Origin of the sequence: Pseudomonas emilianonis (genome assembly GCF_023072625.1) — a bacterium.
Classification (GTDB): Bacteria; Pseudomonadota; Gammaproteobacteria; order Pseudomonadales; family Pseudomonadaceae; genus Aquipseudomonas; species Aquipseudomonas paraveronii.
Genome location: NZ_JAKNRV010000046.1, coordinates 1 through 22,202, shown reverse-complemented (window position 1 = coordinate 22,202; position 22,202 = coordinate 1). Strand labels below are relative to the sequence as shown.

The following is a 22,202-nucleotide window of genomic DNA, read 5'->3' as shown; positions in this document are numbered from 1 at the left end:
GCCGCTGATCGGCGTGCTTGTGATCGTGGTTGGCTTTGTCTTGCGCTTCAATCCGCTCTTGGTGGTCACCGCCGCCGCCATCGCCACCGGGTTGGCTGCCCATTTCCCGCTAGAAAAAATCCTCGCGCCCACTGCGACCAGCACGTTGGTGCGCAAGCCCGCCGTGCGCTGGCGGTACTGGCGCTCGAAGCCGATCAAGCCACCGAGGATAAACGCCGCGGTAAGGCTGACCACGGTATCGATCAGGGAGTTGAGGTTGATGTTGTTGATTGCCTGCATAAAAAACCCCATGAATGCTGCGGCAAATTCCCCCCCTTGGACCCGCAGGAAGCCGGGTCCAGGAGCGTTTGATACCGCGTGTTATTGCCAGCCAAACTTGCGGATGTAGTAGCCCTTCACCGCCTGGGTCAACGCCATGTACGCCAACAGAATCAAGGGCAGGAACACAAAGTACAGCGACGGCAGCGCCTGCAGTTTGAAGTAGTGCGCCAGCGGCCCCATCGGCAGGAAAATCCCCACGGCCATGATCACGCCCGTCATCACCATCAACGGCATCGCCGCACGGCTTTGCAGGAATGGGATTTTCGGGGTGCGGATCATGTGCACGATCAGCGTCTGGGTCAGCAGCCCCACCACGAACCAGCCCGACTGGAACAGGGTCTGGTGGTCCGGCGTGTTGGCATCGAACACATACCACATGAGTGCGAACGTGGTGATGTCGAAGATCGAACTGATCGGCCCGAAAAACAGCATGAAACGGCCCACGTCCCCCGGTTGCCAGCGTTGCGGCTTGGCGAGCATTTCTTCATCGACGTTATCGAATGGAATCGCGATCTGCGAAATGTCGTACAACAGGTTTTGCACCAGCAGGTGCATGGGCAGCATCGGCAGGAACGGAATGAACGCACTGGCGACCAACACCGAAAACACGTTGCCGAAGTTAGAGCTGGCGGTCATCTTGATGTACTTGAGCATGTTGGCGAAGGTGCGCCGGCCTTCAAGCACGCCCTCCTCCAGGATCATCAGGCTCTTTTCCAACAGGATGATGTCAGCCGCTTCCTTGGCGATGTCCACCGCGCTGTCCACTGAAATACCGATATCGGCAGTGCGCAGCGCCGGTGCGTCGTTGATCCCGTCGCCCATGAAGCCCACCACATGGCCGTTGGCCTTGAGCAGGCGCACGATGCGCTCCTTGTGCGACGGCGTCAGCCTGGCGAACACGTTGGTGGTTTCCACGGCCTTGGCCAACTCGGCGTCGGTCATGTCCTCGATGTCGTTACCCATCAGCAGGCCTTGCTGCTCCAGGCCCACTTCGCGGCAGATCTTGGCGGTGACCAGTTCGTTATCGCCCGTCAGCACTTTGACGGTCACACCGTGGGCTTTCAGGGCCTTGAGGGCAGGCGCGGTGCTTTCCTTCGGTGGATCGAGGAAGGCGACGTAACCGATCAGCGTCAGGTTGTTCTCATCTGCCAGGCTGTAGGTATCGCGCCCGTCGGACATCGGCTGCGCGGCGACCGCGACCACCCGCAAGCCTTCTTCGTTGAAGGCCGCGGTCACTTGGCGGATGCGCGCCAGCAACTCATCGGTCAGCGCTTCATTGGTGTCGCCGTGGCGCACCCGGCCGCACACCGACAAAATCTCCTCCACCGCGCCTTTACAGATCAACAGGTGCGGCTGGCCTTGCTCGGCCACCACCACCGACATCCGGCGACGGTTGAAGTCGAACGGGATCTCATCGACCTTCTGGAACGCGGTGGCGACTTTCAGCTCGCGATGCACCTCCACATGCTCCAGCACCGCCACGTCCAGCAGGTTTTTCAGGCCGGTCTGGTAGTAACTGTTGAGGTAGGCCATTTCCAGCACGTCGTCGGATTCTTCGCCCCACACGTCCACATGGCGCGCCAGGAAAATCTTGTCCTGGGTCAGCGTGCCGGTCTTGTCCGTACACAGCACGTCCATGGCACCGAAGTTCTGGATCGCGTCCAGGCGCTTGACGATGACCTTCTTGCGCGACAGAAACACCGCGCCCTTGGCCAACGTCGAGGTGACGATCATCGGCAGCATTTCCGGGGTCAGGCCCACGGCAATCGACAGCGCGAACAGCAGCGCCTCGGTCCAGTCGCCCTTGGTGAACCCGTTGATGAACAGCACCAGCGGCGCCATCACGAACATGAAGCGGATCAGCAGCCAGCTGACTTTGTTGACGCCATGCTGAAACGAGGTGGTCGCACGGTCAGTGGCCGTGACGCGCTGCGCCAACGCGCCGAAATAGGTGCTGTTGCCAGTGGTCAGGATCACCGCCGTCGCCGCGCCGGACACCACGTTGGTGCCCATGAACAGGATGTTTTCCAGGTCCAGCGGGTTACGCGTCTTGGCGTCCTGCTGCTGAGCGAACTTCTCCACCGGCATCGATTCGCCGGTCATTGCCGCCTGACTGACAAACAGGTCCTTGGCGTTGAGCACGCGGCAGTCGGCGGGGATCATGTCGCCGGCCGACAGCACGACCAGGTCGCCCGGCACCAGTTGCTTGATCGGCAGTTCGATGGGTTTGCCTGCCTCGCGACGCAACACCGTCGCGGTGTTGCTTACCATGGCCTTGAGCGCATCGGCAGCCTTGTTCGACTTGGCCTCCTGCCAGAACCGCAGCAGGGTCGACAGCACCACCATGGAAAAAATCACCGTGGCGGCCTTCATGTCTTCGGTCAGCCAGGAGATTACCGCCAGCAAGGTCAGCAGCAGGTTGAAGGGGTTTTTGTAGCAGTGCCACACATGCACCCACCAGGGCAGCGGCTGCTCATGCTCGACTTCATTGAGGCCGTATTGCTCCCGCAGCGCGTCGGCTTCCTGGGCGTTCAAGCCTTCGGCATGACTGCCCAGGGTGCCCAGCAGTTGCTCCGAGCTACTGTTGGCGGCGACCACCAGGGTCTGTGCCAGGGTCGGCGGGACTTCGCGGCTGACGCTGGCGTCGGTGACGCTGTCGAGCAGTGCCAGGCGACGGAAATGCCGGGCGATATGCCGGGTCCGTAGGAAGCCGGCGAAGAACTCTTTCAACAGAGTGAAGTTCATGGTGTTACTCCTGCGCGAGGAAACCGTCGTGCAGGTACGGCCAGCTAAACCGCGCCCGATTAAGAAGGCACAGCCAGCCGGGCCCGCCTGCCGCAAAAAGGCAGGCGCGTCCGTAGCAGCCTGAGGTGAGTCAGGTGCTGGTCAGCGTCGATGAGAGGGGATCAAGACAGGCGCCAGAACTGGTCGCTGCCGGGATGCCGCTTCTCGCTGTTTGGCGAGATAACGGCATCGGAAGAATGCGCGTTACCTTGCCAAGTCTGTGCCGGTTACCGAAACCGGCCGACAACTGTCACTTGAACAAGTACCCACTGAGGGTCTCCGCTATTGATGAAAACGCGCGAAGCTTACGCCCCGACTACAGGAGAGTAAACCGCAGGAAAGTACATACATGATGAATAGAAGGATTCTTCAGGATGGGTTCAGGAACCCCTATCTTGAAGCCCTCCGACGCTTAAATGTGGGAGGGGTATATCCGCAGCTAAGGTGCAACGGGTCGATCTCGCGGCACCTGCCTCAAGTAATCATCCACCTGCCCACCCGCCAGCGCCTTGACCTGAATCGACACCGTATTGAGCTGCCGCCCCATCCTGATCCCCTCGCGAGTACGCACCGGCACATAGCCCAGTTTGGGCCAGAAGCGCTCAGCCTTGCGATTGCCGACCACCACCGTCAGGCGCAGCCACGCGGCCCCCTGCCTGACGGCCCATGCTTCGAGGTCTGCATGCAGCCGCTGCGCCAGCCCGCTGCCATGCAGGCGCGTATCCACCAGCAACAAGCCGATATGCCACACCCCGGTCGCGAGCAAATCCGCCGCAATATTCACCACGGCAACCAGTTGCTGTTCGCTATCGCGATAGCCCAGCCAGTACATCCGGCTGCAACACCAGCCTGCCGGCAACTGACCCTGTAATTCCTCGCGAGCTTCGGTCGGCGTGGCCGGTTCACCATTCACCGCCAGGAAGTACCCCGGCGACCGGTCAAAAAACCCCTGCAGCTCGGCTGCATCAGCGCCCAGCAGCTCAACCACCGCGACGCCCTCGATGGAACAGCCAGGTAACGCGTGCAAATCAACGTCCATGTTCAGCCGCCCTCAATCATCGCGCGTCAGCACTTCCAGCAATTCAATTTCAAAGCGCAAAGGGCTGTTGGGCTTGATATGCGCACCCATCGAGCGCTCGCCATACGCCAGGTGCGCCGGCACGAACAATGTGCGCACGCCGCCAACTTGCATGCCCATTAACCCAAGATCCCAGCCCTTGATCACCCGGCCCGTTCCAATCACACACTGAAACGGCTTGCCCCGTTCCCAAGACGAATCGAACACCGTGCCGTCTTCGAGGGTGCCGGTGTATTGGGTGGTGATCAACGCCCCCTTGACCACGGCCTTGCCGGTGCCTGGGCGGATATCGGTGATCTGGAGTTGTTCGTCGCTCATGGGGGGGACTCTCGTTGACTGCGCAAAGGCTGGGTTTTCCCAGAATCAGCGGGGTTTGGCAAGTGTAGGAAGCGTCGGATCAATGACATTTCTCTTTAACCTGCGGGGCGTTTCCGCCGGCTGGGCAGCACCTCGCGCACAGGCGCTATTTCGAGATCGCACTCGGTGAACATAATCGGGGGGGGGGGCGATAAATCGAACGCTGGAGTACATGCAGTCCCGTTCGTCCAGCAAGAGCCTCCATTGGAGGGGGGGAGCAGGTCCCATTATCGTCGTTCGTCATACATCGCCCTAGTTGATTGACTCGCACCTACGAAAGACCGCGAACCACCCTAATCGAAAATCACATTCTGCTTATTTCCTGTCTCGAGTATTCAAGCTCAACCTATAGAACACCAATCAGCACTGAATAGGGAAAACAGTATGACCATAGGATCTGACTTTAACTATCCCGCGGATATAGCGCAACAGCATCAACGAGGCAAGCGATCCAGCACTAACCACTGGAAAGCTAGATTCCCTAACCCGCCAGACTTATGCTTTGACTATCGCACCCTGGTAGAGCAAAAAAATGGAGTCGCCATAGCGACTGAAACCAATCATAAAATCGGCATCATAGGTGCTGGCATTACAGGTTTAACGAGCGCACGGGAGCTACATAGATGTGGTTTCACAAACATAACTTTACTCGAAAAATCAACGCGCATTGGTGGCAGACATTTCACAGCGCTCGGGAGCAATAACACCAGCACTGTTGGCAGGCCGCCTTTTGAAATGGGTGCAATGAGGATGCCTTTTTTCAACAAATCAAATGAGTCACCCAAAGACGGGCGCTCACTCATGGCCTATTACGCTAGCGAATTTAATCTGACTCACTCAAATTTCCCAAACCCTGGTAGCCCTACGGTTCGATCAACTGGAATATATCTGCGGGAAGGCAGTATAGATGGAAACAGCCAGCCAACAATGCTGATCTGGAAAAATATCGACGGAAAAACTCCGCCGCCTGGCGATACCCTAGGAGCAGTTTTTGCAAAATGGAAAACATTCGCCGAACGTATGACCATGAAAGTCAGCGAGCACTATGGCACTGAGCTCTGGGAAAGTATGTGGTCAGCCATAGTTAAAAAATACGAAGGCATTTCATTTCGTGATTTAGTTAAAATGCCAACCATAGATACGTGGTATCAAGGTGACCCTGGTCATTTCGGCGGGATGGGCATGACTGCAGATGAGTCTGCTGTTTTTTACTCCATCGGAATTGGAGATGGCAGTTGGGGGGCATTCTATGACGTCTGCTCGCTTTACCCACTACGCACAGCTATATTTGGATTCAGCAGTCACCTACAGTTGATCCATGGACGGGTAAATGCGGATGGTGCCCCCATAGCTTCACCGTACTTGAACGCAATAGAAACCGTGGATTCGAAAGGGCTTAAATTCAACAAGCCAAATTACATTGGACTTGGCGCTTTGGCGGAATCTCTGCTTTTCATAAAGCCAAATGAGACCCGCGAATCATTATACGAGCATTTGGTTAATCGTGAATCTGGATTGATCACCAATAGTTCAGTAACAAAACTAAAAAAGCTTACCAATGGAAAAATACGAGTACATTATGACTGGAACACTTCACTGCCAGAAATGACGGAGAAGCATTTCATCGACTTTGACTCCGTGATAGTGACGCTCCCATCCTGGCTGATAGAGACACAAATTTTACTAGAGGGATTCAATCATGAAATACTTCCTTTCGAAATAATAGCAGCCTATAAAACCGCTCACTGGGAAACCAGTTGCAAGGTATACGCCCCACTTAAAAAAACCTTTCTCTCAAATAACAACACCATTCCTCAAGCCATAGTAACTGACAGCTTCATACATGACGTTTACACCTATCGCTACAATGACAATAGCGCTTACGATTGCATCCTACTCAGCTACACTTGGGAAGATGACGCAACAAAGCTATCGCTATTCAGCGACAACGAACTTGTCGACAAATGCATAGAAGAGCTCGACAGAATCCTCTTAAAGTCAACAAACATAAGGCAAAAAATATCCCCCTATATAGGACGGAAACAGGCAGTCGTTCAACGATGGATGAATGACAAAAACTCGCTTGGCTGTGCGAAACTTTACCGGCCCGGCACCTATTATGACGCTGTGAGCCTGATGAAATACAACAGAGACTTTTCTCACAAGTCGGGGCTTTATTTTTCCGGCGAGTCTTTCTCTGTGGATGCAGGCTGGACTGAACCCTGCTTCAGGGGCGCCATTGATGCAGTGATCAATATCTGCAGTAAAACCCACTCAAAATTTAATGGCGGCTTTAGCATGCAAGACTACCCTGAATTTCAAATCGAAAACTAACAAAGCCAGAGAGATGGACTACAACACAACAAGAATCATCTGACTTCCAATTAAACATTTTATCGCCTCTTATAAACATTCAACCACCCCGGTTGCATAACAATAAGAGGTCACATCCATGAGCGAACCAACAAGCCCCGCCCGCATCGCAGTCATTCAACTTGACCCCCAGGTTGGCATGGCAAATCGAGCCGATAATCTGCGTCAAAGTCTTGCACTCGCCACCGAAGCCGCAAAAGGCGGTGCCACTCTGATCGTGCTGCCTGAGCTTTCCAATTGCGGATATTTTTTCAGCAGTCGTCAGGATGCCTTTGATCACTCCGAGGCGGTTCCAGACGGTGTCAGTGTGCGGGCTTGGATAGACTTTGCCTGCAGCCATCAGGTGTACCTGGTAGCCGGTCTGAGCGAGATAGACAATCGCCAGTTGTTCAATACCGCCGTGCTGCTCGGCCCCAGTGGGTTTATCGGCAAGTACCGCAAAGCTCATTTGTGGAATTTAGAAAAGCTTTGGTTCACTCCTGGCGATACAGGCTTCCCTGTGTTTGAAACGCCGATCGGTCGAATCGGTCTACTGATCTGCTGGGACATTTGGTTCCCAGAGGTGCCGCGCATTCTCAGCCAGCAAGGCGCCGATATCATTTGTAGCCTGAACAACTGGGTGTGGACACCGCCGCCGCTGTTCGATGAGGCTGGCAAATGCATGGCGTCATACCTGACGATGACCGCCGCCCATGTAAACAACGTGTTCATCGCTGCCGCCAGCCGCGTTGGCGAAGAACGGGGTGCCCGTTACCTCGGATGTTCGTTAATTGCCGGGACCAATGGCTGGCCAATCGGCGCAGTGGCTTCGGCCGACCACCAGGAAATTCTGTTTGCCGACGTCGATATCACCAGCGCCCGTAGCGCACCAATCTGGAACAACCTTAACGATCTGCATCGCGACCGACGCAACGATCTCTACGATCAGATGCTCGGATATTCGCAACATCCTGCTCTACCGCGCTAACCGGAGGGCACATCATGGAAACTCTATTTGCCAAGACATCACCTCTGCGTTCCCGCGCGGATATCACGGTTCTAACACTTGGGTTTATCAGCATATTGCTGGTGCTTTGGGTTGCAATTAGTCATCGGGGTTCCTGGCCGGGATATAGCGAGATGGTTGCGAGCCTGCCTAGTTCTACCGCCTGGTTACGCTGGGTGCTGGGGGATATCAGCGAAGTTGCCTTTTATAAACATGAGCTTGCTTCTCTCGGCCTGCTAAGCGGTGCATACATGGCCTGGTGGGCGAGCAAGCGCGGAAAATCGTGGCAAGGCTTTTCCATTTCCTACGGAACAGGATTGTGGCCTTGGCTCGTGACCAGTTCGTTGTTGGGGCTGCTACTGAGCAACTTGCTGTGGGGTTGGACCGTAACTGCCGGGACATGGCAACCGACATTCGCAGCATTCGTTTCACTGCCGGCGGCGATGGTGCTGATGTTCGGCGGCGGTTGGAAGGTAACGCTCAATGGTGCAGTGCTGGGGGCGTTGCTGGTGACGCCAATGTGCTTGTTGATCGTGAACTTCGTTTGCGCACCGTTCGGGTTGCCTGTGGTGATCGGCAATGTGCTCGGCATGGCCGCTGGTAGCGTCATCGCGTTTGAAATTTGTCGTCGGCTGCCCTCGCTGGTACGTTCGGACTACATAGCACCAGTCAAACCAATGCCTGCCAAACCGCCCACCTATGGTGTGGTCTGGAGCCTGCGTCGGGTGCTGGCGGACTTTTCAGAAGCACCTTTTTTCGGGAATGAACTCGCTAGTCTTGGGCTACTGGCAGGTGTGTTACTGGCGTATGCTCTGAATCCCATCAGTCCGGCTTATGGATCAGGCTTGCTTATAAACCTTATAGGTGCGCAGGCATTGACGTCAGCAATCGGTGTGGTGATCTGGCGATATCAGTGGATCAAAAAGGGCTGGTATCCGACCTATGTTCCATTGGTGTCAGTGGTTCCTGCCGCCGTGTTGACTTATGGAGGTAGCTGGATGGTTATGGGCTCTAGTGCACTCCTGGGGGCATTGATCGCACCGCCGTTAGCCTGCGCAATTGCAGGGCGGTTGCCCGCACATTTTCATCCTTACATAGGCAATGTGATCGCAATGGCGATGAGCACACTATTGGTGGTACCGCTGGTGGGCTGGTTAGCCTCAGAGTAAAGATTTTCCCCATGCTACATTCCTCATGTAGCGTGGGAACGATCAAAAAACTCCACCTCATAATCATTGCCAAAACCTGCTTCCCCTCCCGTACTCAAATCATTCCGGTACCGCACTTGGTGAACATGGCCTGTGTGATGGTCGACCATTCGCCGGAGTGCATGCAACCGCGCTGAACCAAGGGGACGCGTTGTGATGAGGGACGATTGCCTCACCACAACAAAAGCAATCACCGCCTCAAAGCTCAAGGCCGGATAGTAAGGTTTTGTCGCGAGAGAGCAGACCTAGTGTCTGCAATACGTCATTGACGGCGCCGACAACGCCCACATTTTTAGGCTGGGGCTTCCCATCGACAACATCCTTCAACGCTGTCAAAAACTCCACCCGGCCCGAATCGACCTTATCGGATTTGCTGTCCTTGGATGAGATACGGCACTGGGCAGTATTAATCTCTTTATCAAGGTAAGCGCTAAATTCAGACTTTTTCATTGTCAGTTTCCTTCTTCAACAATGCGTGAGGGCACACGCAGCAGCTTAAGAAGCTCACTGCATCTTGCCTACTGTCAGAGTTCACAGGTCTGTACCAGTTGCCGGGTGTCGCTCTCACAACCAATGCCAAAACCGGCTCCAAAACCCGCGCCCCAAGTCATTCTTGCAACCCGCATATTGCTGCGCATACAACTGCGAGCGGGCCTGCACTTTGCTGGCCACGGGAGGTAGCCAGGCTTTGCCGGCGTAGGTGCGCTGGCGATAGCCGCCCCAGCCTTCGTGGTAATTCAGGTATTGGCCGTAGGCGTCGTACTTGTACACACCGTTGAGGGTGTAGGTCTTGTCCATGTACCAACCGACGAAGTCGATGGCGTCGTCGAAGTCCTGGCGACTGGCACCGCTGCGGCCGGTGCTTTTGCGGTAGTCGTTCCACACTTCATCCTTGGCCTGGGCGTAGCCGGCGGCGGTGGAGACGCGGCCCCAGGGGATGATCCACAACAGGTAGTTGCGCGGGGCCTTGGCGTCCTGCCGGAAGGCCGACTCCTGGTACATGATGGCGAACGGCAACTGGATCGGCACACCCCAGCGCTTTTGGGTAACTTGGGCGGCGTCGTACCAGTCCGCCTTTTCGCGAAAGATGCCGCAGAGGTCGTTGGGCGTGCGTGGCGGCGAGGTGCCGCAGGCCGCCAGTAGAGAAGTGAGTATTAACAATCCGACGGCTTTGCCTGCGCTCAAGATGCACCTATGCGGGATACGCTAAAAAGGCCGGCATCTTACGCCTTCAATGCGGCCGGTGGAAAAACAGCATCGCCAACGTGTGCCAGGTCGCACGGCACTATTGTTCTGCACTATCCCAAAGCCCGGGTGTCGTAACTCCCATGCGCCCATTCCCCGGAGAAACCATGAGCCAGGACGTCCTCGCCAAAGAAACCAATCGCCGCCAATTGCAGCAGATCATCTCCGGGTTGTCCGACGGAGTGATCTTGGCCGAGGTCGACCAGACCATCCTCTGGGCCAACGAAGCCGCGCTGAGCATGCACGGGGTCAGTGCGGTCGAGCACCTGGGCGCGAACAATCAGGCGTATGCCGAGCGGTTCGCCTTGCGTTATCGCAATAACCACCCGCTGTTGCTGGACAGCTACCCCCTCAGTCGTTTGGCGGCCGGCGAAGAGTTCAGCGACGTGGTCGTGGAAGTCACGTCCACCGGCGACGGCGAGCGCAGTTGGGTCCATCGCCTACGCAGCCTGGTGCTGACCGATTCACGCGGTGAACCGGAGTTGCTGGTGTTGATCCTCAGCGACGCCACCGAATGGGCGAGCGCCGAGCAGCGCTTCGAGAAGACGTTCAACGCCAACCCCGCCCCCGCCGTGATCTGCCGCCTCAGCGACCTGCGCTATATCAAGGTCAACCAGGGCTTTCTGGAGATGACCGGCTTCAACCGCGACCAGGTGATCGGCCGTTCGGTGTACGAACTCGACGTGCTGGAACACGCCGAGCGCAAGGACCTGGCCATCCAGCGCCTGGCCGAGGGCGCGACCATCCCGCAGATGCAGGCCGAATTGAGATTGCCCGAGGGCGGCAGCAAGTTGGTGATCGTGGCCGGCCAGCCGTTGGACATGAACGAGGAAGACTGCATGTTGTTTTCCTTCACCGACCTGGAGCCTCGGCGCAAGGCGGAAATCGCCCTGCGCCAGAGTGAGGAGCGCTTCGCCAAGTCGTTCCGCCTTTCGCCCGTGCCGACCCTGGTGTGCAGCGCCGCCAACCAGCAAGTGGTGGATATCAACGAAGCCTTCATGAACATGACCGGCTACACCAGCGAAGAGCTGATCGGCAAAGCCATCGAAGACATCAACTTCATCGACAGCGTCCAGGCCTGCGCGCAGTTGTTCGCCACCCTAAAAAAAGCCGGCAACCTCGACGGGCTGGATCTGAAGGTGCGCAAGAAAGGCAATGAGGTGATCGACTGCGTGGTGTCTGCCGATACCGTAAGCATCCAGGATGTGCCCTGCTACCTGCTGGTACTGATGAACATCACCGAACGCAAACGCTCGGAACTGGAGCTGGTGGCGGCCATCGAGGAAGTGATGCAGGACGCCTCCTGGTTCAGCCAGACCCTGATCGAAAAACTGGCCAACGCCAAAAGCGTCAACCGCCCCAACGTGCCGGGCATTGCCTTCACCGACCTCACCGCCCGCGAGCGCGATGTGCTGGGTTTGATTTGCGAAGGCCTGGCCGACAAAGAGATCGCCTCGCGCCTGAAGCTGGCGCCCAACACAGTGCGCAACCATGTGGCCACGGTGTATTCCAAACTGGGGGTGCATAGCCGTAGTGCGGCGATCGTCTGGGCCCGTGAACGCGGGCTGTTCGCCGGTGAATTGCGCCTTAAAAACAAACGTTGAACGTGCAAATGCACTAGTGCGGCTAGTGCGAATTCGCCTTATTGCATGTCGGTGTAATGCTTAACCTTCCGGAGGTGGACACAGGGTTTCGAGGCTGTGTCGTCCTACTCGACACCCGGAAGGAATTAGCATGTTTACCCTGTCTCAACTGCGAAATTGCATCGAAGAAGGCCTATCGCCGCTGACCTGCGAATTCACCTTGTGCCGCGACGCCTCGCTGACCCTCAAAGTCTTCGACGCCGAAACCGGCCGCGTCGACCTGGTAGTCACAGGGATCAGCAACAAACAGCTGCAGACCCCACAAGAAGTGGACAAGATGGTCGAAGAGTTACGCTACGAGTTGCAAAGCAACCACCTGGGCAAACTCACCCTGGATGACTTGCCTTCAGCCTCGCACCCATGAAATAGAACACCCCGCCACCGATGATAAACGCCCCCAGCATGTAGAACATGAACGGAGCCGGCTGACTGGCCAACACCAGCCCGCACAGCACCGGCCCCAGCGCGGCGCCGAGGTTGGAAAGGTTCTGCGCCCCGTAATACATGCCACGCAGGTGGTCCGGGGCAATGCGGTCGATAAACATATACTCGGCCGGAAACACGACGATTTCCCCCACGGTAAACACCGCCATCGCCAGCACCCACCACAGCACGCTGGTGGACAGCGCAAAGCCGATCAACCCCAGCATGAACATGCTCAAGCCGAAGATCAGCCACTGGCTCAGATAACGGTGCGAGATGCGGCGACCGATCACGTATTGCAGGGCAATCACCAACACCGCGTTGGTCGTAAGCACGGCGCTGATGACCTTGTAGGTGTATTCAGCAGTGGTGGTGGTCACCAGGTATTGCGACAGATAAGCCGTGAACTGGCCGAACACCACCGCACTAAGCAAGCCGCCAACGGTGAAGCACACCAGCCGCCGATCCTTTAACAGCACGCGGCCGACGGCTAGGAACGACACCGGCTTTTGCGTGGTATCGACAGTCGCCAGCGCACGATCGCCCCAGCGCCAGTACACCAGGAAAAACCCCGCCCCCAACAGCGCCGAGAGCATAAACGGCAAGCTGATATCCAGCTTGGCCACCATCGCGCCAAAGAACGGTCCCAGCGCATAGCCGATATTGGTCAGGGTGTACTTGATGGAAAACACTTCACTGCGCCCGTCTTCCGGCAGGAGGCTGGCAAAGCCGGCTTTGATCGCAATATCGATGACCGCGTAAGCCAGGTTGATCAAGATCAGGCAGCCATAGAACGCCCAGATATTCTGCGCGAGCAGCGTGCCGATAAAGCCCACCACAAACAGCGCGCTCAAGCCCAGCAGCAACCGATAGCTGCTGATGCGATCGACGAGAAACCCGCCGTACACGCTGAGCAACGATCCGACGATCAGCGAACTGCCGATCACCAGGCCGACCTGGATGATGTCCAGGGCAAAGTGACGGGTGAGGTAGATAACCAGGTACGGAAAGGTGATCGCCTTGGCCAGCGTCAGCATCAACGTGGCGGACAGCAACAGGTTCACGGTGCGGGGGTAGTGTCTTAGTGTGGCAAGCATCCTGCTCTCATTCCATTAAGGTAACGCGACCATTGCAGCCGGTTACCTTACCCCAGGAACCTGAAAAAAAGCAGGCGTTTCCAGCGGATTATTGCGTGACCGGGGTGATCTCGAGGATGGTGCCGTTGGTGGTTTTGAGCAGCACAAACCTATTGCCGACACGGGCCCATTGGCTGTCCTCTTCGGGCTGCTTCAAGCCGCGTTTTTTCCAGTCACTGACCGCCAACTCCTTGCGCATCAGCATATCCGGCGCACGGTCGCCCTCTTTCAAGTCACGGGCATTGATGTTGGAAGGCTGCACGGTTTCCTGCGGGGTATCACCGGCCTGCACGACAACGCTGGCGGTGGACAGGCTGGCAGCGACCAGCAGGCAGGCGACGAGGGATTTGGACTTCATGGGTGCTCCTTCAAGTAATGAGGCGTACCCAGGTTCCGACCGCAGGCGTGTGGAATCATTCAGCCCAAACCCGACCTCTTGGCTTCCCTCACCTCCTGTGGCGAGGGAGCTTGCTCCCGCTGGGCTGCGCAGCAGCCCCAAAAGGCCCGACCCCGCCCCCCCCCGAAAAAACGCGGTGAATGGATAAGGACAGCTTCGCTGCCCAACGGGAGCAAGCTCCCTCGCCACAAGGGGCCATATTTATAACCACGCTGCGTCCCATAGCGGGTAATCGCCGATATGCTCGACCAGGCCCGCTCGCAAAGGGTTGGCAATGACGTAACGTGCGATGTGGATCAAGTCTTCTTCTGCGCGTGCCGCGCGGTCATGGTATCCGCTCTGCCAAAACGCGCCTTGCGTGTGACGAGCACGATTGATGGTTAACGTACTTCGCGACTTCACGCGTTTCATCACCAATGGCAACGTTGCACCTTGCAGCTCAAACAACCAGTGAAAATGATCAGGCATGATGACCCAGGCCAGTGAGTTTACGAAACCGAGATCATGAACCTGCTTGAGTTCTGCAACGAGCAACCGCCCCAAGTGAACGTTGGTAAATACCGGAGTGCGCTGATAAACGACAGCGGTCACTAAATAGGCTCGGCCTGATTCGGAGTAACGGCCACGCCGTAACAAATGAGAACTGGGCTTCTGAAGCAATCCTTGGCTCCCTTGAATGGATTAATGATCCCCTCAACCTAGCAGGCAGCCACGATAACCCTGCTCGATACCATTTCTCCATATGTCCCCAACCCCTGTGGCGAGGGAGCTTGCTCCCGCTGGGCTGCGCAGCAGCCCCAAAAGCCCCGACCCCGAACCACCCGGACAAACGCGATGAATGGATGAGGCCAGCTTCGCTGTCCAACGGGAGCAAGCTCCCTCGCCACAAGGCGTTCGCCGCAGCGCCTGCGCCAGTGCGAATAAATGCTGCTCCAACGCCATCACCCATTGCCAGCATGAAAATATTCATGTAATTTTTCATGAAATTTAACGAAATAAATTTCATGAACCAACAAGAAGAACTCGAAGCCCTCGCGATCCTGATCCACGACCTGCGCAAGTACAAGAAACTCACCCTCGCGCAATTGGCACAAAAGATCGAGCGTTCGGTGGGCTTCCTGTCTCAGGTCGAACGCGGCCTGTCACGCCCGACCGTGGCGGACCTGACCGCGATCAGTCACGCCCTTGACGTACCCACCACCTATTTCTACAGCCTGAGCAAACCCAAGGCCATCAACTGGGTGACGCGCCCCAACGAGCGGCGCACGGTGTATTACGCCAATGGCATCACCGACATCCTGGTCTCCCCCAGTATGAACGGCGCATTTTCGATGCTCGACAGCCTGCTGGCCCCCGGCGCCAACAGCGGTGAGCAGACCATGAGCGACCGCGCCGAGCAGGCCGGTTTTGTACTGGAGGGTGAGTTGACGCTGTGGCGGGAAGGTGAAGCCGATTCGGTCACCCTGCGCCAAGGCGACAGCTTCCACCTGGCCAGTTTCGCCCGCTGCCGCTACGCCAACCTGACCGAACTGCCCGCCCGCGTGCTGTGGGTTTACAACTAGGAGCTACACCCGTGAAAAGCCATTCATCCACGCTGCTGGCCGAAGTACGGAGCTTTCGCCAGAACCACCCCGACGTGCGTTACGTTGACCTGATCGCCCTGGACATCCCCGGGCATTTCTACGGCAAGCGCTACCCGGTGGAGATGCTGGAAAAAGTCGCCGCCGGCGGCCCGTTGAAGCTGCCGCAGAACGCCGTGCTGCTGGGGGTTCAGGGCGGGCTGTTCAAGATCGGTGACTACTGCTTCAACGACGGCGACCCAGATGCCAACCGCCGTCTGGTGCCCGGCACGCTCATGCCGGTGAGCTGGGAATCGCAGCCACTGGGCCAGATGCTGATCACCTCGGACGGCACCGAAGCGCCTATCGAATTCGAACCGCGGGAAGTATTGGCCAAGGTCCTGGAACGCCTGTACCACAAGGGCATTCATCCGGTGGTGGCCTTCGAACTGGAGTTTTACCTGTTCGACAAGAAGCTCGACAACGGTCTGCCGCAATTCGCCCGCGACCCGTTGAGTGAAGACGCCGACGACCAGCCCAACCTGCATATCGAGCGACTGTCGCGCTTCGGCGAGGTGCTCGACGATATGGCGCAAACCGCCAAGGACCAAGGCATCGACATCACGGTGATCACCGCCGAACTCGGCCCCGGCCAGTTCGAGATCAACTTCGGCCACTTGGACGATGGCCTGCGCGCCGCCGACTGGGCCGCCCTGTTCTGCCGCAGCACCCGTGGCGTAGCGCTAAAACACGGCTACCGCGCCAGCTTCATGGCCAAGCCCTACCTGCAATTCCCCGGCAGCGGCATGCACGTGCATGTCAGCCTGTACGACGGCGCCGGCAACAACTTGCTCGCCGCCCATCAACAGCGGCCCCTGCGCCACGCCGTGGCCGGTTGCCTGGAGCTGTTGCCGCATTGCATGCCGATCTTCTCGCCGAACCACAACGCCTTCCGCCGCCTGGGCGGTACGGTCAACGCAGCCACCCGTGCGAGCTGGGGCTTTGAAGACCGCGATGCGTGCGTGCGCATCCCGGAGTCCGACCCGCGCAACCTGCGCATCGAACACCGCCTGGCCAGCGCCGATGCCAACCCCTATCTGGTGTTGGCGGCGATTCTGGCGGGGTTGGAGCACGGGCTTGAAGCCCAGCGCGAACCCATCGCCCCACTGAACGACGACCGCAACAGCGGCACCGACTTCCCCCTGGAAATGCTCGAGGCCGTGCGCGCCATGCAACATCAAGCGGTATTGCGCGATAAACTGGGCGCAGAATTTGTCGACGTGTACTGCGAGAACAAACGCCAGGACCACTTGGCGTTTCAACAGGAGATCAACACGCGGGAATACCGCTGGTTTCTCTAACCCCCCTGGAATCACCGATGACCGACCAAAGCGCCCCGGCCCTCAAGGAAATCTTCAACCTCGAACGCCTGCAACACATCGCCACCGAGATGACGGCGGTGTACCCGGCGTTCGACGCCAAGGGGTTTCTCAAGCACGCCAAGGCCGGGCTGGCCGAGTTGTCGGTGATGCAGCGCATGGCGCGGGTCAGCGACAGCCTGCATGCGGTGATCCCGCTGGATTACCCGCAGACCCTCAAGCTGCTCTATGCGCTCGCACCGCGCTTGAACAGCGGGTTTGTCAGCCTGTTCCTGCCGCACTACGTGGCGAGTCATGGTCGGGATGACTTCGAGCGTTCCATGGCTGCACTCAAATACTTCACGACCTTTGGTTCCTCCGAATTCGCGATCCGGCACTTCTTGCTGCACGACTTCCAACGCACCCTGGCAGTGATGCAAGAGTGGTCGCTGGATGACAACGACCACGTGCGCCGCCTCGCCAGCGAAGGCTCGCGACCGCGACTGCCGTGGTCATTTCGCCTGGCCGACGTGCAGGCCAACCCCGCGCTGTGCGCGTCGATCCTCGACAGCCTCAAGGCCGACAGCAGCCTGTATGTGCGCAAGTCCGTGGCCAACCACCTCAACGACATCACCAAGGACCACCCCGATTGGGTGCTCAGCCTGATCGAAGGCTGGTCGCTGGATAACCCGCACACTGCGTGGATCGCGCGCCATGCGCTGCGCAGCTTGATCAAGCAAGGCAACACCCGCGCGCTGACGATCATCGGCGCAGGAGCCAAGGCCGAGGTCAAGATTCATCACCTGCGCGTCACCCCGGCGGTGATCAAACTGGGGGAGCGGATCAACCTGACCTTCAGCCTCGAATCCACCGCCGCTGCGCCACAGAAACTGGTGGTGGACTACGCCATCGACTATGTAAAAAGCGCCGGCCACAGCGCGGCCAAAGTGTTCAAGCTCAAGGCCTTTACCCTTGGCGCAGGCGAGCACCAGCGCATCAGCCGCGAACAACATATCCGTGAACTGACCACGCGCAAGCACTACCCCGGCAAGCACGCAGTGCATGTGCTGGTGAATGGGGAACGGTTGGGCAGTGCGGAATTCGAACTGCGCGATTGACTCGGTTCAAGCAACACCACAGATCCAATGTGGGAGAGGGCTTGCTCCCGATAGCGGTGAATCAGTCATGCATGTTTTGGCTGACACACTGCTATCGGGGGCAAGCCCCCTCCCACATTTGGATCTCCATAGATCAGATAGACCCTGATCTGCTTTTGCTCTTGCTTGGCCTTATAGCCGACCTGATCTTGGAAGCTGAATCCGGTCAACAGTGTGGGAGGGGCGGTGCGACGATTCGACTTGCTCCCGATAGCGGTGCTTCAGTCATGCATGTTTTGGCTGACACACTGCTATCGGGAGCAAGCCCCCTCGCACATTTTTGATCCGGTTTCTTCAGGTGGACTCGCCGAGCAACAGCGGCTGCTCACGCGCGCACAACTCCACCACGTAATCCCACAGCACCCGCAGCCGCACCGACTTGTGCAGTTCCCTGCGCGAGCTGATCCAATAACTGCGCTCAATCCCCTCCCCCGGCAGCAACGACACCAACTCCGTGTCACTGGCCGCCATAAAGCACGGCAACACAGCAATCCCCAGGCCGGAACGTGCTGCCTGGTGCTGGGCGATCACACTGGTGCTGTGGAACACCACCTTGGGGTTGCGACAGAAACTGCTGAGGAATTTCAGTTCCTGGCTGAACAGCAGGTCATCGACGTAATCGATCCAGGCATGGCCGGCGAGGTCTTCACGTTTTTCAATCGGCGGATTGCGCGCCAGATAAGCGCGGCTGGCGTAGAGCGCCAGGCGATAGTCGGTGAGTTTGCGCGTGACCAGTTGATCGACGCTGGGACGTTCGAGGTGGATGCTGATTTCGGCTTCGCGGTTGAGGATGCTGACGAAACGCGGCACGGCCACCAGCTCCACTTCCAACCCCGGATAGCGCTCAAACAACCCGCCCATGCGGCTGGCGAGAAACATCACGCCCAGCCCTTCGGCCACGCCCAGGCGGATCTTGCCCAGGGGTGCGGCGGTGTGGGTCAGTTCGTCTTCGGCCAGCAGCGCGACGTTTTCCATGGCTTCGGCATGTTTGAGCAGGGCCTCGCCGGACGGCGTCAACTCATAGCCGTGGGCGTGCTGCACGAACAACGCGGTGCCGAGGCTTTTCTCAATGGCCTCGATATGCCGCGCCACGGTGGCGTGGGTGGTTTTCAGGCGTTGCGCGGCGGTGAGCAGGCGGCCGCTGCGCTGCAACTCGAGAAAATACCGCAGGTCATTCCAGTCGAACATAGCGCCTCCAATCCGTGAGCCTGGGCCGCACTGTTTAAAAACGCACAGCGGCTGGGTAAAAACTAACATTTTTAAGACGAAAACTAACAACTAGGATGGAGCCAATAAGAAAAACAAGCGAGACCTCAGATGCCCACTGCAACTGCTGAATACGATTACATCGTCGTAGGCGCCGGCCCCGCAGGCTGCCTGCTGGCCAATCGACTGTCCGCCAACCCCGCCCACCGTGTGCTGTTGCTTGAAGCCGGTGGACGCGACAACTACCCCTGGATTCATATCCCCGTCGGCTACCTGTTCTGCATCGGCAACCCACGCACCGATTGGTGCTTCAAGACTGAAGCCCAGGCCGGCCTGCAAGGCCGTGCCCTGAGTTACCCACGGGGCAAGGTGCTCGGCGGTTGTTCGTCGATCAACGGCATGATCTACATGCGCGGCCAGGCCCAGGATTACGACGGCTGGGCAGCCGAAGGTAACGCCGGCTGGGCGTGGAAAGACGTGCTGCCGCTGTTCAAGCAAAGCGAAAACCATTTTGCCGGCGGTTCGGAATTTCACAGCGACGGCGGCGAATGGCGGGTTGAACAACAACGGCTGTCGTGGCCGATTCTGGATGCCTTCCGTGAGGCTGCGGCCCAAAGCGGCATCGCCAACATCAGCGACTTCAACCAGGGCGATAACGAAGGCTGCGGTTACTTCCAGGTCAACCAGAAGGCCGGCGTGCGCTGGAATGCGGCCAAGGCGTTCCTCAAGCCGATCCGCCGGCGGCCGAACCTGACCGTGTTGACCGACGTGGAAGTCGACCGCGTATTGCTGGAGAACGGCCGCGCCTCGGCAGTGCTCGGGCGTCAGCACGGCCAACAGCTCAGTTGGAAGGCGCGCAAGGAAATCGTGTTGTGCGCAGGCGCGGTGGGTTCGCCTGGCATTCTGCAGCGCTCGGGGATTGGCCCGGCCAACGTGCTCAAACCGCTCGGCATTGATGTGTTGCATGAACTGCCGGGCGTCGGCGGCAACCTGCAGGACCACCTGCAACTGCGGCTGATCTACAAGCTGGAAAACGCGCGCACCCTGAACCAGATCGCGGGCTCCGTGTGGGGCAAGATGGGCATGGGCCTGCGCTACCTGTATGACCGCAGCGGCCCGCTGTCGATGGCGCCCAGCCAGCTCGGCGCGTTTGCCCGCTCGGGCCCGGAACACACCTCGGCCAACCTTGAATACCATGTGCAACCGCTGTCCCTGGAGCGCTTTGGCGAGCCGTTGCACGCGTTCCCGGCGTTTACCGCGTCGGTTTGCGACCTGCGCCCGCAAAGCCGTGGGCGTGTCGATATTCGCTCGGCCAACCCGGCGGATGCGCCGCTGATCCAGCCCAATTACCTCAGCCATCCGCAAGACCTGCGGGTGGCCGCCGATGCGATTCGCCTGACTCGACGCATCGTCGCCGCGCCGGCCCTGAGCCCGTTCAAGCCGGTGGAATACTTGCCCGGCGATGCACTGCAAACCGAAGAGCAACTGCACGAAGCCGCAGCGCGCATCGGCACGACGATTTTCCATCCGGTGGGCACCTGCCGCATGGGCAGTGACCAGGACGCGGTGGTCGACGCGCAACTGCGGGTCCACGGCGTGCCGGGGCTGCGCATCGCCGATGCCTCGATCATGCCCCGCATCACGTCCGGCAATACCTGCTCACCCACGCTGATGATCGCGGAGAAAGCCGCGCAACTGATCCTTTCGCCGAACACAAGGAGCCTTGCCCCGGAGAGAGAACTGGTCCATGCAATCTGAATAGCGGCGCCACACCTGGCGCCGACAGTGGAACAACAATAAATAATCACTGTGAGGGATACCCGATGTCAGAACATGCTCAAACCCTGAGCTCGGCGGTCAGCGCGAGCACCGGTAGCGAATCGAGAAAAGTCATCTTCGCCTCGTCCTTGGGGACGGTGTTCGAGTGGTATGACTTTTTCCTCTATGGCGCCCTCGCGGCGGTGATCAGCAAACAGTTCTTTGCCGGGGTCAACGACACCACGGCGTTTATCTTTGCCTTGATGGCCTTCGCGGCCGGCTTTGTGGTGCGCCCGTTCGGTGCGCTGGTGTTTGGTCGCCTGGGCGACATGATCGGGCGCAAGTACACGTTCCTCGTGACCATCATCCTGATGGGCGTGGCGACGTTCTGTGTCGGCCTGTTGCCGACGTATTCCAGCATCGGTATTGCCGCGCCGGTCATTCTGATCGCCCTGCGCATGCTGCAAGGCCTGGCGCTGGGCGGTGAATACGGCGGCGCAGCCACCTACGTGGCCGAACACGCCCCCGCCGGCAAGCGCGGCCTGCACACCAGTTGGATTCAATCCACCGCTACCCTGGGGTTGCTGCTGTCATTGCTGGTGGTGCTGGCCTGCCGCTACTTCACCGGTGACCAGTTCGAAGTGTGGGGCTGGCGCATTCCGTTCCTGTTTTCCATCGTGTTGCTGGGCATTTCCACCTGGATTCGCATGAGCCTGCATGAATCGCCGGCGTTCCTGAAAATGAAAGAGGAAGGCAAGGCCAGCAAGGCACCGATCCGCGAATCCTTCGGCAAGTGGGAAAACCTCAAGGTGGTGCTGATTGCGCTGTTCAGCATCAACGGCGGACAAGCGGTGACCTTTTACGCGGCACAGTTCTATGTGCTGTTCTTCCTCACGCAGTTCCTGAAGATGGACCCGGCCCTGGCCAATATGCTGCTCATCATCAGCGTGGTGATTGGGGCACCGTTCTTTATCTTCTTCGGCTGGCTGTCGGACAAGGTCGGGCGCAAGCCGGTGCTGATGCTCGGCCTGCTGCTGGCGACCGCGCTGTACTTCCCGATCTTCAAGGGCCTGGCGCACTACACCAACCCGGCGATGGACCAGGCCAGCCGCCAAGCGCCGATCACCGTGCTGGCCGACCCGGCCACCTGCACCTTCCAGTTCGACCCGGTCGGCAAGGCGCGTTTTGACAGCCCGTGCGACAAGGTCAAGACC

Annotated in this window: 19 protein-coding genes and 2 pseudogenes; 11 read left to right on the top strand and 10 right to left on the bottom strand. The window is 58.4% G+C overall.

All coding sequences use genetic code 11. The features are described from left to right. Window positions 1-13: 13 nt before the first annotated feature. Window positions 14-70, top strand: a pseudogene (locus L9Z73_RS31410) (hypothetical protein); the annotation flags it as partial. Window positions 71-114: 44 nt separating this feature from the next. Here the strand turns inward: L9Z73_RS31410 and L9Z73_RS31405 are convergent. The 4 genes and pseudogenes from L9Z73_RS31405 to L9Z73_RS07865 form a co-directional block, all read right to left on the bottom strand. After that, window positions 115-279, bottom strand: a pseudogene (locus L9Z73_RS31405) (MgtC/SapB family protein); the annotation flags it as partial. Window positions 280-360: 81 nt separating this feature from the next. Then, the gene (gene mgtA, locus L9Z73_RS07875; protein ID WP_247398255.1) at window positions 361-3,066 is read right to left on the bottom strand and encodes a magnesium-translocating P-type ATPase; all 2,706 of its coding nucleotides are present in this window, start codon (window positions 3,064-3,066) and stop codon (window positions 361-363) included. 478 nt (window positions 3,067-3,544) lie between these two features. After that, window positions 3,545-4,144 (bottom strand): GNAT family N-acetyltransferase, encoded by a 600-nt coding sequence (locus L9Z73_RS07870; protein ID WP_247398253.1) that lies wholly within the window; start codon window positions 4,142-4,144, stop codon window positions 3,545-3,547. A 12-nt stretch (window positions 4,145-4,156) separates the two neighbouring features. Next, a complete protein-coding gene (locus L9Z73_RS07865) occupies window positions 4,157-4,501 on the bottom strand; it encodes an FKBP-type peptidyl-prolyl cis-trans isomerase (protein ID WP_247398250.1) in 345 nt (114 codons plus the stop codon). A 423-nt stretch (window positions 4,502-4,924) separates the two neighbouring features. Here L9Z73_RS07865 and L9Z73_RS07860 point away from each other — a divergent pair, with 423 nt between their 5' ends. The 3 genes from L9Z73_RS07860 (at window position 4,925) to L9Z73_RS07850 (ending at window position 9,067) form a co-directional block, all read left to right on the top strand. Next, window positions 4,925-6,874, top strand: a complete 1,950-nt coding sequence (locus L9Z73_RS07860) for a flavin monoamine oxidase family protein (RefSeq protein WP_247398248.1) — start codon at window positions 4,925-4,927, stop codon at window positions 6,872-6,874. Between the two features lie 118 nt (window positions 6,875-6,992). Continuing rightward, the gene (locus tag L9Z73_RS07855; protein ID WP_247398244.1) at window positions 6,993-7,880 is read left to right on the top strand and encodes a nitrilase family protein; all 888 of its coding nucleotides are present in this window, start codon (window positions 6,993-6,995) and stop codon (window positions 7,878-7,880) included. Window positions 7,881-7,894: 14 nt separating this feature from the next. Then, window positions 7,895-9,067, top strand: a complete 1,173-nt coding sequence (locus tag L9Z73_RS07850) for a hypothetical protein (RefSeq protein WP_247398243.1) — start codon at window positions 7,895-7,897, stop codon at window positions 9,065-9,067. Between the two features lie 237 nt (window positions 9,068-9,304). Here L9Z73_RS07850 and L9Z73_RS07845 read toward each other — a convergent pair whose 3' ends face one another. Together L9Z73_RS07845 and L9Z73_RS07840 are read right to left on the bottom strand one after the other, a co-directional pair. Beyond that, complete coding sequence (locus tag L9Z73_RS07845) at window positions 9,305-9,556, bottom strand: hypothetical protein (RefSeq protein WP_247398241.1); 252 nt, start codon at window positions 9,554-9,556, stop codon at window positions 9,305-9,307. Window positions 9,557-9,670: 114 nt separating this feature from the next. Beyond that, entirely contained in the window at window positions 9,671-10,291 is a 621-nt protein-coding gene (locus tag L9Z73_RS07840) for a transglycosylase SLT domain-containing protein (RefSeq protein ID WP_247398239.1), read from the bottom strand. Between the two features lie 167 nt (window positions 10,292-10,458). On the opposite strand from L9Z73_RS07840, the gene L9Z73_RS07835 reads away from it, so the two are divergent. Next, the gene (locus tag L9Z73_RS07835) at window positions 10,459-11,955 is read left to right on the top strand and encodes a PAS domain S-box protein (RefSeq protein ID WP_247398237.1); all 1,497 of its coding nucleotides are present in this window, start codon (window positions 10,459-10,461) and stop codon (window positions 11,953-11,955) included. A 130-nt stretch (window positions 11,956-12,085) separates the two neighbouring features. After that, complete coding sequence (locus L9Z73_RS07830) at window positions 12,086-12,358, top strand: DUF1652 domain-containing protein (RefSeq protein WP_247398235.1); 273 nt, start codon at window positions 12,086-12,088, stop codon at window positions 12,356-12,358. On the opposite strand, the gene L9Z73_RS07825 is transcribed toward L9Z73_RS07830, so the two are convergent. From L9Z73_RS07825 to L9Z73_RS07815, 3 genes are all read right to left on the bottom strand, one after another. After that, the gene (locus L9Z73_RS07825) at window positions 12,321-13,514 is read right to left on the bottom strand and encodes an MFS transporter (RefSeq protein ID WP_247398233.1); all 1,194 of its coding nucleotides are present in this window, start codon (window positions 13,512-13,514) and stop codon (window positions 12,321-12,323) included. The two genes, L9Z73_RS07830 and L9Z73_RS07825, sit on opposite strands and share 38 nt — an antisense overlap. An 88-nt stretch (window positions 13,515-13,602) precedes the next feature. After that, window positions 13,603-13,911 carry an RcnB family protein gene (locus L9Z73_RS07820; protein ID WP_247398232.1) on the bottom strand — a complete coding sequence of 103 codons (309 nt, stop codon included), beginning with the start codon at window positions 13,909-13,911 and terminating at the stop codon, window positions 13,603-13,605. A 240-nt stretch (window positions 13,912-14,151) separates the two neighbouring features. Continuing rightward, on the bottom strand, window positions 14,152-14,610 hold the full coding sequence (locus L9Z73_RS07815; protein WP_247398231.1) for an REP-associated tyrosine transposase: 459 nt from the start codon (window positions 14,608-14,610) through the stop codon (window positions 14,152-14,154). 344 nt (window positions 14,611-14,954) lie between these two features. On the opposite strand from L9Z73_RS07815, the gene L9Z73_RS07810 reads away from it, so the two are divergent. Genes L9Z73_RS07810 through L9Z73_RS07800 form a run of 3 tightly spaced genes read left to right on the top strand, consistent with a single transcriptional unit; the run spans window position 14,955 to window position 17,985 of the window. Further along, complete coding sequence (locus tag L9Z73_RS07810; protein WP_247398230.1) at window positions 14,955-15,512, top strand: helix-turn-helix domain-containing protein; 558 nt, start codon at window positions 14,955-14,957, stop codon at window positions 15,510-15,512. Between the two features lie 11 nt (window positions 15,513-15,523). Continuing rightward, a complete protein-coding gene (locus tag L9Z73_RS07805; protein WP_247398228.1) occupies window positions 15,524-16,870 on the top strand; it encodes a glutamine synthetase family protein in 1,347 nt (448 codons plus the stop codon). 17 nt (window positions 16,871-16,887) lie between these two features. Further along, complete coding sequence (locus tag L9Z73_RS07800) at window positions 16,888-17,985, top strand: DNA alkylation repair protein (RefSeq protein WP_247398226.1); 1,098 nt, start codon at window positions 16,888-16,890, stop codon at window positions 17,983-17,985. Window positions 17,986-18,318: 333 nt separating this feature from the next. On the opposite strand, the gene L9Z73_RS07795 is transcribed toward L9Z73_RS07800, so the two are convergent. Further along, on the bottom strand, window positions 18,319-19,212 hold the full coding sequence (locus L9Z73_RS07795) for a LysR family transcriptional regulator (RefSeq protein WP_247398224.1): 894 nt from the start codon (window positions 19,210-19,212) through the stop codon (window positions 18,319-18,321). A gap of 129 nt (window positions 19,213-19,341) precedes the next feature. Between L9Z73_RS07795 and L9Z73_RS07790 the strand changes: the two genes are divergently transcribed. Together L9Z73_RS07790 and L9Z73_RS07785 are read left to right on the top strand one after the other, a co-directional pair. Then, window positions 19,342-20,988, top strand: a complete 1,647-nt coding sequence (locus L9Z73_RS07790) for a GMC family oxidoreductase (RefSeq protein WP_247398222.1) — start codon at window positions 19,342-19,344, stop codon at window positions 20,986-20,988. A gap of 65 nt (window positions 20,989-21,053) precedes the next feature. After that, a partial coding sequence (locus L9Z73_RS07785) for an MFS transporter (protein ID WP_247398220.1) occupies window positions 21,054-22,202 on the top strand: 1,149 nt, incomplete at its 3' end.

Coding starts and splice junctions, on each gene's coding strand:
- mgtA (WP_247398255.1), bottom strand. CDS start 3,066: ATGAACTTCACTCTGTTGAAAGAGTTCTTCGCCGGCTTCCTACGGACC.
- L9Z73_RS07870 (WP_247398253.1), bottom strand. CDS start 4,144: ATGGACGTTGATTTGCACGCGTTACCTGGCTGTTCCATCGAGGGCGTC.
- L9Z73_RS07865 (WP_247398250.1), bottom strand. CDS start 4,501: ATGAGCGACGAACAACTCCAGATCACCGATATCCGCCCAGGCACCGGC.
- L9Z73_RS07860 (WP_247398248.1), top strand. CDS start 4,925: ATGACCATAGGATCTGACTTTAACTATCCCGCGGATATAGCGCAACAG.
- L9Z73_RS07855 (WP_247398244.1), top strand. CDS start 6,993: ATGAGCGAACCAACAAGCCCCGCCCGCATCGCAGTCATTCAACTTGAC.
- L9Z73_RS07850 (WP_247398243.1), top strand. CDS start 7,895: ATGGAAACTCTATTTGCCAAGACATCACCTCTGCGTTCCCGCGCGGAT.
- L9Z73_RS07845 (WP_247398241.1), bottom strand. CDS start 9,556: ATGAAAAAGTCTGAATTTAGCGCTTACCTTGATAAAGAGATTAATACT.
- L9Z73_RS07835 (WP_247398237.1), top strand. CDS start 10,459: ATGAGCCAGGACGTCCTCGCCAAAGAAACCAATCGCCGCCAATTGCAG.
- L9Z73_RS07830 (WP_247398235.1), top strand. CDS start 12,086: ATGTTTACCCTGTCTCAACTGCGAAATTGCATCGAAGAAGGCCTATCG.
- L9Z73_RS07825 (WP_247398233.1), bottom strand. CDS start 13,514: ATGCTTGCCACACTAAGACACTACCCCCGCACCGTGAACCTGTTGCTG.
- L9Z73_RS07820 (WP_247398232.1), bottom strand. CDS start 13,911: ATGAAGTCCAAATCCCTCGTCGCCTGCCTGCTGGTCGCTGCCAGCCTG.
- L9Z73_RS07810 (WP_247398230.1), top strand. CDS start 14,955: ATGAACCAACAAGAAGAACTCGAAGCCCTCGCGATCCTGATCCACGAC.
- L9Z73_RS07800 (WP_247398226.1), top strand. CDS start 16,888: ATGACCGACCAAAGCGCCCCGGCCCTCAAGGAAATCTTCAACCTCGAA.
- L9Z73_RS07795 (WP_247398224.1), bottom strand. CDS start 19,212: ATGTTCGACTGGAATGACCTGCGGTATTTTCTCGAGTTGCAGCGCAGC.
- L9Z73_RS07790 (WP_247398222.1), top strand. CDS start 19,342: ATGCCCACTGCAACTGCTGAATACGATTACATCGTCGTAGGCGCCGGC.